The sequence below is a fragment of the Sorangium sp. So ce1036 genome (assembly GCF_051369805.1).
In the GTDB taxonomy this organism is placed as follows: Bacteria; Myxococcota_A; Polyangia; order Polyangiales; family Polyangiaceae; genus Sorangium; species Sorangium cellulosum_F.
This window is the reverse complement of record NZ_JBBMOX010000001.1, coordinates 8,442,471-8,455,196: the sequence shown is the minus strand read 5'-3', so window position 1 is coordinate 8,455,196 and position 12,726 is coordinate 8,442,471. Positions and strand designations below refer to the sequence as shown.

The following is a 12,726-nucleotide window of genomic DNA, read 5'->3' as shown; positions in this document are numbered from 1 at the left end:
AGCGGGAGCTCAGGCATCTGATTCCCTTTCCCCGTGGATCGAAAGGCCCCAGTTTGCCATCGACGTTAGCCGGTCCGCGCGGCGGTCGTCAACGGAGCAGGCGCCAGGGCGCGGCTCACTTCTTCACGTTGGCGCTGCCCGCGTTGTCCGCGTTCGCAGCGTTGCTCGCGCCGTTCGCGCCGTTCGGGGTCCTTGTCAGAATTTGCACCTTGTCGCCGGCGATCTCCAGCACCGCGGGTTTTCCACCGTAATGAGACGCCATGCCGACGTCGATCCGCCAGACCTTCTCGCCGCAGGCCGAGGTGATTCCGTTCCTCTGGACCGTGTGGCCCACGACCATGCGCTTCGCCGACATCGCCGAAAGCACCTGGTCCAGCGCCCCGCAGGCGCTCGATCCCGGGCTCGGCGGCGGATCGCCCGAGTAGAGACGCGCCCATACCGGGCTGTCCTCGGCCGCGATCACGGTCGGCGGCGAGGAGGTCTTCCCTTCCATCCACGCGCGCACCTCGCGGTTGATCCGCGCCACGCCGTAGCGGACGTGCGACGGGAGGAGGCCGCCGTGCACGAAGACGGTGTCGCCGACCGTGATGATCACGTCGCGCTCCGCGAGCTTTCTGGCATACAGCCCGCCGGGCAAGAACGCGGCGGCGCGCGCCCGGGCGCGGGGCGGCACCGGCGAGGCGCGCAAGGCCGAGGTGTCGAGCCCGGGGGCGTCCTCGAAATCCCTGAATCCGCCCTCGGTGACGTAGCGGAAATCGAGCTGCACGTTCATGATCTCGTGGTTGCCGTTCAGCGCGTACACCGCGCCGCCGGCCGCGCGCGCCTCGACCGCGAGGCGGTCGAACAGGTCCACGATCGCCTGCTCGTCGTCGCCGCGATCGATCTCGTCGCCCGTCTGGACGAGCACGAGCTTGCCGCCGATCCAGCGATCCGCGTCGTCGATCACGCCCGCGATCCGCAGGGCCGCGCGCGTGGCCGCGAGGTCGCCGTGCACGTCGCCGATCGCCACCACGCGGTCGGCGGCGGGGCGGGCGTAGGACCGGTCCGTGTCGGGCGGCAGCGCGGCCGAGGCGGCGGTCGCCCTCGGGGGCGGCGCGGCGGTGGCAGGGGCGGGCGCCGAGCGGGGCGCCGTCGACGCGGGGCGGTCGGCGTCGCAGCCCGCGAGGAGCAGGGCTGCGAGCAGCGTGGAGCGGAGAGGTGCAGCGGACATCGGACGCGGGCCTCCGAGGGGAGGAGGGGGTGGCAAGGCGCGCGCCGTGGGCTCGGGCCGCGCGCCGCGGGATCAGGCCGGGAGCTTGGTCGACAGGAAGGACTTCAGCTTGATGAGGTTCTTCGCGTCCCGGCTGAACGCCGGGGCGGTATAGCTCGAGGCCCAGCCCGTGATCTCGTGCATGAACGACGCGCGGACCTGCTCGTCGCCCAGGATGTCGTCCACGGTGCGGCCGCGCGCGGCGCCCTTCTCCAGCGAGCGCACGTAGCTCTTGAGCCGCGCGTAGTCGCTGCCGAGCAGCTCCGCGATGAGCTCCGCGTCGCGCGCGAGCCGCGCCAGCGTGGGCGCCTGCTCGCGCAGCGCCGGGCTCTCGGCCGCCGCGAAGGCGGCGGCGACGCGCAGCACGAAGGCGTCGTCGAGGTAGCCGAGATCCTCGATGCCGTCCGGGATCAGATCGAGCGACTTGAACAGGTAATTGAGGCCGCCCGCGATCGCGCGGCGCGCGGCCTCGGGGCTGTCGGGCGAGGCGAGCAGCCCCGAGAGGTCGGAGGCGTCGGTGGCGAGGCTGCGCAGCCACTCGGGGAACGAATCGAGGCAGCGGTCGTCGAGCTGGGTCATGGGATCCTCCCGGCGGGAGAGGGAGGGTAGTCCGGGCGCCGCGGCGCCGTCCATGCAAACCGGGGCGCGCAGGGGCGGTGAGGGGATGCGCGGCCGCCCGGGGCGCTGCCGGTCGGATCCGTCGGAGAGCGCCGACCGTGGTTCGGGGGAGAGCCCGCACAGGAGCCCGCTCACTGCGTCTTTTTCATCTGCCTCGCGTGCTGCAAGCCGGGTGGCCTCCCGCGCAGGCAGCTCCAGATGGCCAGCTCGCCGATGCGCCGCTGCTCTGCCTCGTAGGCGTAGTCCACGTGGTATCGCGTCCGGGCCAGCAGCACGCGTCGCGCTCCATCCTTCGCCTTGGGGCGGTAGAGCTCCCCCCTTTCCGGCGCAGCCTTCAGCATGCGAAGCGCCGTGGCGAGCTCTTCCGCAAATCGCGGTGGCGCCGCCTCTCGGCTCTCGCGCCACCACGCATCGGCCGCCCGCGCCTGATCGGCCGAGCTCGCCAGGGACCGGATTGTCACCCACGCGCTCGCAGCTCAGCCATCGGCTCGTCCGCGTCGACGCCCCCGCCCGCGCTCGCAACCCCGCGGGCCCCTGGCTATCTCTGCGGCGGAGCCGCGCCCCCGGCCGCCGGCCGCCAGCCGAGGATGCGCAGCGCGTTCCTCGAGAAGATCTTCTCCACGTCCTCGCGCGCCATCCCGCGCCGCCGCAGGCGCGCGGCGAGCGCCGGCAGCGCCGACGCGTCCTCGAGCCCCTCCGGAGGGATGATGCCGCCGTCGAAATCCGAGCCGATCGCGACGTGATCGACGCCGGCCACCCGGACCAGGTGATCGACCTGCGCGACCACGTCGTCGAGGTCGGCCCTCGGCGTGCCGTTCACGAACGGCGCGTGGAAGTTGAGCCCCGCGACCCCGCCGGTCCGGCCGATGATCCGCAGCTGCTCGTCCGTCAGGTTGCGCGGCCGGTCGGCCACCGCGCGCGCGTTCGAGTGCGTCGCGACGATCGGCGCGCCGTGGGCGGCGGCGATCGGGACGAGATCCGCGAACGCGGCGTCCGAGAGGTGCGAGACGTCGATGAGCGCGCCCTGCGCATAGACGCGCTCGCAGAACCGCTTGCCGAGCTCGGTGAGCCCGAACGCCGCGGGCGCGCCCGTGGCCGACGACGACAGCCGCGTGTGCTTCGCGTGGTTCGGGCTGATGAGCCGCACGCCGCGCGCGATGAAGCGGTCGATCTGCGCGATGTCCGCCGCGAACGCGCCGGCCCCCTCGATCGACAGGAACGTGCTGATCTTCCCCGGCTCGGCCCGCCCCGCGCCGAGCGGCAGGAACACCGGGTTCGCGGCCACGATCGCCTCGATGGTGCCGAGGATCGCCTCGGCGTCCTCGATCTGCGGACCCCCGGCGCGCGCCCGGTCGGGCAGGTAGATCGGCAGCACGATGCCGAGGTAGTGGCCCGCGGCGAGCGCCTCCCTGCGGGCGTGGCCCTCGGCGAGGCGCGCGTCGCGCCCCTTGAAGTGGACCTGCCAGGGCACGTCGACGTGCAGGTCGACGACCTGCACCGGGAGCTCGCGGCCGCCGTCGCCGGGCGGGTCGCCGCGCGTCGGCCGCGGCGCGCCCAGCGCCCCGGCGGCGCACGTGACGGCGAGCAGCGCGCGGACACGACCCCCGGCGCTCATCCGCTCACCAGCACGCCGAGCGCGAAGCCGACGCCGAGGCAGACGAGGCCGATGACCGCCACGAGCCACCAGGCGGCGCCCTCCGGGGCCGCGACCTCCGCGGGGAGAGGCACCTCGACGACCCGCACGTCGTAGTGACCGCCCGTGAGCGTGGGCGTGCCCGCGGGCCGCTGCGCGCTGACGTGCGTCGGGCCGGCCGGCGCCGAGAAGGCCGCCGTGGGCGGGATCGAGGGGGTCGGCTGGGCGTTCGAGGGCGTCCTCGCCGCGGGGGGAGCGTCCGGCCACGGCACGCTCGCCATGCTCGCCGTCGAGCCCGAGGGCGCCTGCGGAAACGGCTGCGGTGGCGGCATCGAGGGCAGGTGCTGCGGCTGCGGCGGCGGCATCGAGGACGGGTGCTGCGGCGACACCGAGGGCAGGTGCTGCGGCGGCTGCGGCGGCAGCTGCGATGTCCGCTGCGGCATCGAGGGCAGGTGCTGCGGCGACACGGAGGGCAGGTGCTGCGGCGACACGGAGGGCAGGTGCTGCGGCGGCGGCGGGGACGACGTCTGCGGCTCGGCCCGCCCCGCCGGGGGCAGGGCGCCCGTGCGTTGCGCGATGGCGGTCAGCGTCTGCGCCATCTCCTCGGCCGTCTGGAAGCGCCGGCTCACGTCCTTCGAGAGGGCGCGCTGGAAGAACAGGCTCCAGGCCGCGAGGTGCGGGGCGATCTGCTCGATCGGGCGCACCTCCTTGGCGAGCACCGCGGTGAGCCGCGCGAACTCGTTCTCGGCCGGGAACGGCTGCGTCCCCGTGAGCATCTCGTAGAAGATCACGCCGACGCTCCAGAGGTCGGTGCGCGCGTCGACGCTCTTCGCGTCCTTGATCTGCTCGGGGCTCATGTAGCCGGGCGTCCCGAGCAGCGTGCCGGCGCGGGTCTTGAGGCCCATGCCGCCGGCCGCGTCCATCACCTTGGCGATGCCGAAGTCGAGCACCTTGACGCGGAACCCGCCGCGGGCCTCGCGCACCAGGAACAGGTTCTCCGGCTTCAGATCGCGGTGCACCACCTTGTGGGCGTGCGCCGCCATGAGCGCCTGGAGCACCTCGTGGACGATCGGTACGGCCTGGTGCGGCGGGAGCGGCTTGCCCTGGACGGTGTAGGCGGCGAGCGGCACGCCCTGCAGGAGCTCCATCACGAGGTAGGGCGTGCCGTCCTCGGCGCGGGCCGCCTCGAAGACCGAGGCGATGTTGGGGTGCACGAACCCCTTCGTCGCCTCCGCCTCGGCGAAGAAGCGCTGGAGGACCTGCTCTTCCTGCTGGAACTCGGGGTGCAGCACCTTGATCGCGCGCTTGCCCTCGCCGCGCAGCCCCTCGGCCTCGTAGACGGCGCCCATGCCCCCTTCGCCGAGGAGACGCACGATCCGGAAGCGCCCGTTCAGCACGGCGCCCACGAGCTGGTGAGAGGGGCTCGAGGGGTCGATCACGGCGGGGGACTCTACCAGAGCTCGCGCGCGGTCAGCGGGCCGCGGTCGCCACGGCCGAGCGGGCCGCCGGGCTCGCGGGGAGCGGCGTGCGCAGGGCCTCGCTCGGCTGATCGGCGGCGTAGAGGTGCTCGTAGACGGCGAGGCTCGCGAGCACGCGCTTCGTGTAGAGCCGCGTCTCGTAGTACGGGATGCGCTCGACCCAGAGATCGAAGCTCTGCGACGGGCGCTCGGCGATCCACCGCTTCGGCGCGCCGCCGCCCGCGTTGTAGGAGGGGATCGCGAGCAGGGGGTTGTCCGGGAACTTGTCGCGCAGCACCGACAGGTAGCGGCAGCCGAGCGCGATGTTGACCTCCGGGCGCTTCAGCGCCGCGGCGCTCCAAGGCAGCCCGAGCGGCCTGGCCATGCGCTTCGCGGTCGGCACGATGAGCTGCATCAGGCCGAACGCCTTCGCGGGCGACGCCGCCCGCGGATCGAACGCCGACTCCTCGCGCATGATCGCGTAGGCGAGGCCCTCCGGGATGCCGTGGCGCTTCGCCTCCGCGGCCACGATGCCGGCGAACGGGCGCGGATAGGCGAGCTCCCAGGCGCCGCGCCAGCGCCCGACCGGGTAGTGGTCCACCCAGTCGCCCGCGATCTCGACGCCGTCCTCCGCGGGCGACCCCGTCATCGCGGCGCGCAGGATGCTGTACGACTGCGGCAGCGCGCCCGCGCGCGCGAGCAGGAACGCCGAGGCCCACATCACCTCGCGCGGCGCCGTACGGTTCGTGACGCCGAGCAGCTCGAGCTCGCGCCGCGCGAGCTTCCCCTCGCCCTGGCGCGCGAGCTCGACCGCGCGCGCGAACGCGGGCTCCGCGAAGGCGGGGCTCCGGAGCTCGGCGTCCTCCGCGCTCTCGTCCCGCGCCACGGCCTCGGCCAGGGCGCGCCGGGCGGCCGCGGGGTCGAGCTCGGAGAGCCGCGCGTGGGCGAGCGCCATGTAGAACGTCAGCGGGTAGTCGCGGATCACCTGCTCGAGCAGCGCCTTGCCCCTGTCCGGCGAGCCGGTCTCGATGTGGGCGCGGCCGAGGTAGTAGGGGAGCCTGCCGGCGGCGTGGTACGCGCGCTCGTGCGGGAACCGTTCCAGGGCGCGCTCGAGCGGCCGGATCGCGCCCGCCCAGCTGTCGCGCTCCATCTCGAACAGCGCGAGCTCGAACAGGCCGTCGGCGACCATGTCGCCCGACGGGAAGTCGTCGGGCATGGCGGTGAGCATCTGCACGAACTGCGCCTCGTCCCCGAGCGCGAGCCGCGCGCGGGCGCCGAGGTAGCGCGCGTCGTCCGCGAGCCGGTGCTCCGGGAACTCTTTCTCGAGCATCGCGAAGCGCGCGGCCGCCTCGGCGTTCCGGTCGACGCTGAACGACGCGCGCGCGCCCTTGTAGAGCGTCTCGGGCCGCCGCGGGGCCGGCGCCCCGGCGGGGGCGCCGGGGCCGGCCGGCGGGGGCGCGGCGCAGCGCTCGATCGCGGTGCCGAAGGTGTCCGCGGCCTCGGCCCTCTTCCGCAGGCGCCCGAGCGCCTCGGCGCGCGCGGCGAACGCGTTGCAGGCGAACGCCGAGGGCGCCTGCGCCTCGGGCAGGGCGATCAGCGCGTCCGTGACGGCGAGCGCCTCCTTGTTCTGGCGCGAGGCGAGCAGGGCGTGCGCGCGGTCGAGCAGGGCGGCGGGGCCCGGGTCGAGGAACGGCTTGCGCCGCGCGAACGGCAGCGTCGAGAGGGCCTGGTCCCGGATGTCCTTCGCCTCCGCCGCGCCGAGGCCGCCCGGGGCCTCGTCGAGGATGCGCCCGGCGAGCCGGATCGCCTCCTCGGCGTGCGCCTCGCCCGGGTGGCGGAGCAGCGCGCGGGCGAAGCGGATCGCCTCGGGCACCCACACCGACGCCGGCCAGCGCCGGCCGAGGAACGCCCGCCACCGCGCGGCCGCGCCCTCGATGTCGCCCTTCTTCTCGAGCGCGCCGGCGACGATGCGATCGAGCTCGTCGGCGATCGCGACGTCCGGGGCGACCGCGCTCGCGCGCGCGAGCGCCTCATCGGGCAGCCCGGCTCTGGCGAGGAGCTCGGCCGCCGCGAACCGCGCGTGGTCGGCGAGCGGCCCGCCGGCCGCCGCGACCGCGTCGTACGCCTTCGCGGCGCCCACGGGATCTCCCGCGAGCGCGCGCAGCCGCCCGAGCTGGTAGCGCCACGACCGGGCGTCCTCCGGCGTGAGCGGCGCGGGCGGCGCGGCGAGCGCCTGGGCCAGCGCGGCGGCCGCGCCGGCGTACGCCTCCTCGGCGACGAGCTTCTGCACGGGCGCGAGCCGCGGATCGTCCAGCACGAGGGCGAGGCGCTCGGGCTCGAACACCGGGGCCTCGCCCTGCTCGCCCGGGACGACGGGCCCCGGCGACGCGGCGGCCTCGGGCGACGTGGCCGCAGGGCAACGCGGCGGGCAGGTCGCCGCCCCGCGCTGCGCGGGGGGCGTGCCGGCGCACGAGGCGCCGAGCGTGGCCGTCAGCGCGAGCGCCGAGGTCAGCGCGAGCGCGGCGGCCCCGGAGCGGGCATCCAGCCTGAGCATGCCCTGCACCATACCCCGGATCGCGCGGCCGCACAGCGTTCGAGGCGCGCGGCGGCCGTCCATGGCCGCCCGCACCGGGGTTGCCGGCGCCCCGGGGCGGGTCGGTGGCGCATCCGGATCCCGGCGGAGCGAACGTCAGCGGAACAACAAATCTGACGCGCTGCTGCCATCGCGTCCTGTCGTGACGTGTGCCGTGTTCATTGACGTGTGCTGCGTTGAAGAGGCACTTCCGCGCTGCGGAGGTGGGGTGTCCCGGGCCGCGCCGGGATGGCGCGCCGGCGGGTGGGGATGGGAAGAAGGGGAGGGGTAGAGAAGGGGAGGGGTAGAGAAGGGGAGGGGTAGAGAAGGGGAGGAGTGCTACTGCGCCGCGGCGTCGCAGGCGAGGTAGACCCGGATGGACTCGATCGTGTCGTCGGGGAGCTTGCCGGCACCGTACGGCATCGTGCCGGCCTCGATCTCCTCCATGATCTCCACCGCCTCTGCGCGGACCCACTCGGGATCGTCGACGTTCATGCCGTCGGGCGCGCCGATGCGGGCCGTGGCGCCCACCTTGTCCGTCCCGTGACAGACCACGCATTCGCGCTGGAGCGCGTCATACCCCGCTGTCTGCTGCGCCGCGGAGTCGGGCGGGCACTCGCCGAGCGCTTCTCCGTCGTGGTTGCTGCTGCTGCTGGAGCCGCCACCGTCGTCACCGCCGCAGCCCTGGAGAGCGGCGATCGCGAAGGGCGCAAGACAGAACAGGAGGATCGAACGAATAGGCATCGAAGCACCTCAACAGCTTGTTTGGAGGAAGCGGGGCAAGCCGCGGATCGGGCCTCATCGAGGCAGGCCGGAGCGCGCGGGCGCGGCGGATGGTGCCTGGCGCCGGGCATCGGGTCAACAAAGACGGACGGGCCTCGCGCGGATGGGGTGATGGCGCAAGGCGGCATGCGCCGGCCGGTGGGGCACGCTCGCCGGTGGGTGGTGCTGGCACGTTGTCGCCCAGGTTCGTCCCGGGGTCGTCGCTCCAGGGGCCTGCGCTCCGGCAAGCCCCTTTGTGGCCCACCTGCGCTCCGGCCCCTCCGCGACGACCCCGGGACGAACCTGGGTGACGCGAGCGCTAGCTCGCGCGCCGCCGCTCCAGGTGCGTCTTCATCGCCTTGAGGTCGCCGTGCACGGCCTTCTTGAAGCTGCCGATGAACAGGCGACCGACCGTCTCCATGAACCAGCCCATCCCGGCGATCTCGCCATCCATCCTGAGCAGCGTGCCCTCGCCCTGGGGCTCGAAGATGTAGCGAAAGCGGTACTCCCCTCGTCCGGTGGTGCCCTTCTGCCCGTCGACGAAGAGGTCCAGCGTCTTGCCGGGCTCCGCCGCCGTCACCTCGAATTGCTCGGTCGATTCCTTGCCGAACATCTTCCGGGTCTCACGCCACATCGCGCCCTTGCCGACGGTGTCGCCCGTGAGCTTCTCCACCCGCACGAAGTTGGGCATCCAGTCGCCGAACGAGTCGATATCGGTCGCGAGCCGGAAGACCTCCTCGGGCGACGCATCGAATCGCTCTTCAATCGTGAATCGGAGCGGCATCTCGTTGTCCTCCTGGGCCTCGGCGCAGACGCGGCCATCGTGCCGGAGCCGCTCCTCCCCCGTCAACGCCGGCGGCGCCCGCGCCCGGCGTCGCCACCCGGGCCGCCCGGGGGCTCAGCCCTTCTTGCCCGGCGGCAGCAGCTTGCCCCGCTCGCCGGTCTCGCCCTGCATCGGGCGGTGCAGGACGATCTTGCGGCCCGCCTCGCGGCCGTGCGCGTGCGCCGCCGTCCGCTGGTTGCCCGCGTGGCGCAGGTGCTGCACGTGCGGGTGCCGCCGCCGGTAATAGCTGTCCAGGTCGGCGTCCTGCACCCAGACCAGCCCTTGCTCGGCGGACGCCTTGCGCTCCGCGTTCAGCTTCTCGAGGAACCCCAGCATCACGCCCGCCAGGAACGTGCGGCGGTCCTTGTTGCCCTTCACGCCGAGGCTCCGCTTGTGCTCGCTCCAGAGCTGCTCGGCCGTGTGGTGCAGGAACGCGTGCACGTAGGCCGCCATCTCGAGGTTCGCCGGGGTCCCGCAGATCTCGAGGACGCTGCCCCGCTTGCCCTCGAGCGGCACGTAGACAGGCACCCAGATCGCCTCGACGAAGAAGTGCTTCCCGAGGATGCCCCCGACGATGCGCTCGCTCTCGCCCACGCGCCCGCTCGGCGTGCCCAGGTGCCGGAAGCCGTACTGCCGCGCGGCGCGCGCCTTCGCGACGTCGAGGTTGTACTTCAGCATCAGCCGCTGCGCGGCGCTCATCGCCGACTGCGCCTCGTTGGCGTTCGGGCTCTCGGCGAGCGCGAGCAGCCGCGCGATGCGGTCGAGGATCCGGGCGTCCGCGCCGGCGCCCTCCGCCCCGCCGTCGCCGCGCCCCGGCCCGCCCGGATCGAACGGCGACGGCCCCGTGGCCGGCATCCCGGACGCGTTCGCGTCGATGCCGAGCTTCGCGCACACGTCGCGGAACGCCGGCCCGTGCGCCGCCTCGTCCGTGACGCGCAGCACCTCGTGCACGTACTGGTGCGCCATCTCGTGCTTGAGCACCTCGATCACGACCCCCCACGGCTGCGAGAGGACGAGCGGCCGCGAGATCTCGATCGCGCGCGCCTCCGAGACCCACCGCCCGAGCCGGCTCGCGGCGTCGGACAGCTCGATGGAGGCCGACCGGAGCTTCCGCCGGAAATGCGTGTAGTTGAGGCTCTGGTAGGCCGCCATGAGCTCGCGCACGAGCGCCGCCTCCAGCTCGGCGCCGAGCCGCTTCGCCGCCTCGTGCGGCGGCGCGGGCGCCTGCGCGTCGGGGGGCGGCGCGGGCGCCTGCGCGTCGGGGGGCGGCGCGGGCGCCTGCGCGCCGGGGGGCGGCGCCGGCTCGGCCTGCTCGCTCGTGGTGGTGGACGGTTCGGCCGGCGGCGCGGCGGCCTCCGCGCCCCGCCGGTCGCCGCGCAACCCGTTCAGGAAGAGCTGCTCCGCCATTCGGACGCCTCTCATGGCACGCCCCGGGCGGCTGTCGAAGGGTTTTCGCGTCCCAGGCGCGCCCGCCCGCCCGGCGGCGCCACCGCGCCGTCACCGCCGCGCCGCAGAAACGTTCCAGATGCGCCACGTCCTGGATAAACTCGCGCGCCTGCCGTGTTCCGCTCCAAGGTGTTGAACGAGCTCCGGGCGGCCGAAGCGGACGCCCCCAGCCCTTCCTCGCGCGACGCGGGCCGCGGGTCGGGCCGCGCCGCGGGCGCGGATCGCGCCGCGCCGCGCGCGCGGCTGCGGGCCCTCGCCCGCGCCCGGCGCCGCTACGGCCGCCTGTTCCTGTCGGTCCCGCTGCTGCTCGTCGTCCTCGTGGACGTCCGGATCCGCGGCGATCGCCTGCTCGACCTGAGCGGCAAGCACGTGGCGAGCTACCTCGGCGCGATGATCGAGAGCGCCGCGCTCTGGGGGCTCCTGCTGTACGCGGCCTCGTCGCGGCGGGGCGCGTACCGGTGGATCGCGGCGCTGCTCTTCGTGGCGCTCGCGACGCTGTCCCTGGGCGGCCAGCTCTACTTCCACCGCCAGTACGCGACGTACCTCAACCTCGACGCCACGCTCTTCGGGACCTCGCTCGCGGCGAGCCTCTTCGGCCAGCTCCGGGCCGACGGCGAGCACTTCCTCCGCGCGGTCCTCCCGCCGCTCGTCCTCGCGTGCGCGCTCGTGTGGATGGGCCGGCGGATCGTCCCGCAGCGCCGCACGCCGTGGGCCCGCGCCGCCCGCCTCGCCGCGCCCGCGGCCGTCCTCGCCGCGCTGGCCCTGCCCTGCTCCTACCGCACGGTGCAGGCCTCCACGCCGGACGTCATCTACTTCCACGCCATCGGCGGCCTCCTCAAGGAGCTCGTCGGCGTCCAGACCACGGCGCAGGTGCGCCCCGGGCTCCGCACGCCCCCCGCGCTGCCGGAGGTGACCCCGGCCGAGGGGCCGCGGCGCAACGTGCTCTTCCTCCTGACCGAGAGCGTGCGCGCCGACGCCTCGTGCTCGGCGCGCCCCGCCACGGGCGACGCCGGCGGGTGCCGGGGCACGCCCCGCATCGACGAGGCGACGCCGGGCAGGCTGCCGCTCACGCAGATGCGCTCGAACGCCTCGACCACGGCGATCGGGCTCGCCGTGCTCTGGTCCGGCCTCCAGCCGATCGCGACCCGCGAGGCGCTCCACACGGCGCCGCTGCTCTTCGACTACGCGGACGCCGCCGGCTTCGACAGCGCCTACTGGACGAGCCACCACATGATGTTCGCCAACTCGCGCCTGTACGTGCAGGACCTGCCGGTCACGCACCAGTGCGGCGCGACCGAGCTCGATCCGCTCGCGGACATCGACCTCGGCGCCGACGACCGGCTGCTCACGGATCGCGTGGCGTCGGAGATCCTCACGCTGCGCGAGCCGTTCTTCGCCGTCGCCCACTTCGGCAACACCCACGTCCCGTACCTGGTCGATCCGGAGGACGCGCCGTTCCAGCCCGCCCTGGAGAGCAAGGCGCCGGACGACAACGAGGCGTACCGCAACTTCTACCTGAACGCGGTCCGCCGGCAGGACGCGGCGATCGCGGAGCTCATCCGCTTCGTCCGGAGCGCCCCCATCGGCGATCGCACGGTGATCCTCTTCACCTCGGATCACGGCGAGGCGTTCCGGGAGCACAGTCAGCTCGGCCACACGGGCTCGATCCTCGACGAGGAGATCCGGGTGCCCGCCTGGATCGACGCGCCGCCGGGCACGCTGACGGTCGAGGAGGAGAGCGCGCTCCGGGCGGCGCGGGACGAGCTCGTCTTCCACACCGACGTGACGCCGACGGTGCTCGATCTGATGGGCCTGTGGGACGAGCCGGCGTTCGCGGAGTACCGTGCGGCGATGGTCGGCCACAGCCTGCTCCGCCCGTCGCCGGGGCCCGCGGCGCTCGCGCTCACGAACTGCACCGGGATCTGGGGCTGCGCGTTCAGGAACTGGGGGATGATGCGCGGCAGGATGAAGCTCGAATCCCGCGCCTGGGACACCACCTGGCACTGCTACGACGTGCTCGCCGACCCCGGCGAGCAGCGCGACCTCGGCCCCGCCGCCTGCGGCGACCTGCCCCGGCTCGCGGACGCGATCTACGGCGGCCCCGCCGGCAAGGTCGATGTCCCGCTCCACCTGCGCGCCGGCGCGGCGGGGCCTCGCCGCGACTGA

At 74.2% G+C, this 12,726-nt stretch carries 10 protein-coding genes; 1 reads left to right on the top strand and 9 read right to left on the bottom strand.

The features are described 5' to 3' along the window. Positions 1–115: 115 nt before the first annotated feature. The 9 genes from WMF31_RS31830 to WMF31_RS31790 form a co-directional block, all read right to left on the bottom strand. Complete coding sequence (locus WMF31_RS31830) at positions 116–1,210, bottom strand: metallophosphoesterase (RefSeq protein ID WP_436605548.1); 1,095 nt, start codon at positions 1,208–1,210, stop codon at positions 116–118. A 72-nt stretch (positions 1,211–1,282) separates the two neighbouring features. Beyond that, entirely contained in the window at positions 1,283–1,828 is a 546-nt protein-coding gene (locus tag WMF31_RS31825) for a DUF1232 domain-containing protein (RefSeq protein ID WP_436605547.1), read from the bottom strand. Between the two features lie 170 nt (positions 1,829–1,998). Continuing rightward, positions 1,999–2,208 carry a hypothetical protein gene (locus WMF31_RS31820; protein ID WP_436605546.1) on the bottom strand — a complete coding sequence of 70 codons (210 nt, stop codon included), beginning with the start codon at positions 2,206–2,208 and terminating at the stop codon, positions 1,999–2,001. 197 nt (positions 2,209–2,405) lie between these two features. Beyond that, entirely contained in the window at positions 2,406–3,482 is a 1,077-nt protein-coding gene (locus WMF31_RS31815) for a dipeptidase (RefSeq protein WP_436605545.1), read from the bottom strand. Further along, the gene (locus tag WMF31_RS31810; protein ID WP_436605544.1) at positions 3,479–4,939 is read right to left on the bottom strand and encodes a serine/threonine-protein kinase; all 1,461 of its coding nucleotides are present in this window, start codon (positions 4,937–4,939) and stop codon (positions 3,479–3,481) included. The genes WMF31_RS31815 and WMF31_RS31810 overlap by 4 nt, the downstream gene beginning before the upstream one ends. 31 nt (positions 4,940–4,970) lie before the next feature. Beyond that, a complete protein-coding gene (locus WMF31_RS31805; RefSeq protein WP_436605543.1) occupies positions 4,971–7,511 on the bottom strand; it encodes a transglycosylase SLT domain-containing protein in 2,541 nt (846 codons plus the stop codon). 357 nt (positions 7,512–7,868) lie between these two features. Further along, entirely contained in the window at positions 7,869–8,273 is a 405-nt protein-coding gene (locus WMF31_RS31800; protein ID WP_436605542.1) for a c-type cytochrome, read from the bottom strand. Between the two features lie 337 nt (positions 8,274–8,610). Next, a complete protein-coding gene (locus WMF31_RS31795; protein WP_436605541.1) occupies positions 8,611–9,075 on the bottom strand; it encodes an SRPBCC family protein in 465 nt (154 codons plus the stop codon). Between the two features lie 114 nt (positions 9,076–9,189). Beyond that, positions 9,190–10,521: a SprT-like domain-containing protein gene (locus tag WMF31_RS31790; protein ID WP_436605540.1), complete on the bottom strand. Its 1,332-nt coding sequence runs from the start codon at positions 10,519–10,521 to the stop codon at positions 9,190–9,192. A 153-nt stretch (positions 10,522–10,674) separates the two neighbouring features. Between WMF31_RS31790 and WMF31_RS31785 the strand changes: the two genes are divergently transcribed. After that, a complete protein-coding gene (locus WMF31_RS31785) occupies positions 10,675–12,726 on the top strand; it encodes a sulfatase-like hydrolase/transferase (protein ID WP_436605539.1) in 2,052 nt (683 codons plus the stop codon).

What these genes read in the sequence shown, in the direction of transcription:
- WMF31_RS31805 (WP_436605543.1), bottom strand. Translation starts at nt 7,511, where the DNA reads ATGCTCAGGCTGGATGCCCGCTCCGGGGCCGCCGCGCTCGCGCTGACC.
- WMF31_RS31790 (WP_436605540.1), bottom strand. Translation starts at nt 10,521, where the DNA reads ATGGCGGAGCAGCTCTTCCTGAACGGGTTGCGCGGCGACCGGCGGGGC.
- WMF31_RS31795 (WP_436605541.1), bottom strand. Translation starts at nt 9,075, where the DNA reads ATGCCGCTCCGATTCACGATTGAAGAGCGATTCGATGCGTCGCCCGAG.
- WMF31_RS31825 (WP_436605547.1), bottom strand. Translation starts at nt 1,828, where the DNA reads ATGACCCAGCTCGACGACCGCTGCCTCGATTCGTTCCCCGAGTGGCTG.
- WMF31_RS31800 (WP_436605542.1), bottom strand. Translation starts at nt 8,273, where the DNA reads ATGCCTATTCGTTCGATCCTCCTGTTCTGTCTTGCGCCCTTCGCGATC.
- WMF31_RS31815 (WP_436605545.1), bottom strand. Translation starts at nt 3,482, where the DNA reads ATGAGCGCCGGGGGTCGTGTCCGCGCGCTGCTCGCCGTCACGTGCGCC.
- WMF31_RS31820 (WP_436605546.1), bottom strand. Translation starts at nt 2,208, where the DNA reads ATGCTGAAGGCTGCGCCGGAAAGGGGGGAGCTCTACCGCCCCAAGGCG.
- WMF31_RS31830 (WP_436605548.1), bottom strand. Translation starts at nt 1,210, where the DNA reads ATGTCCGCTGCACCTCTCCGCTCCACGCTGCTCGCAGCCCTGCTCCTC.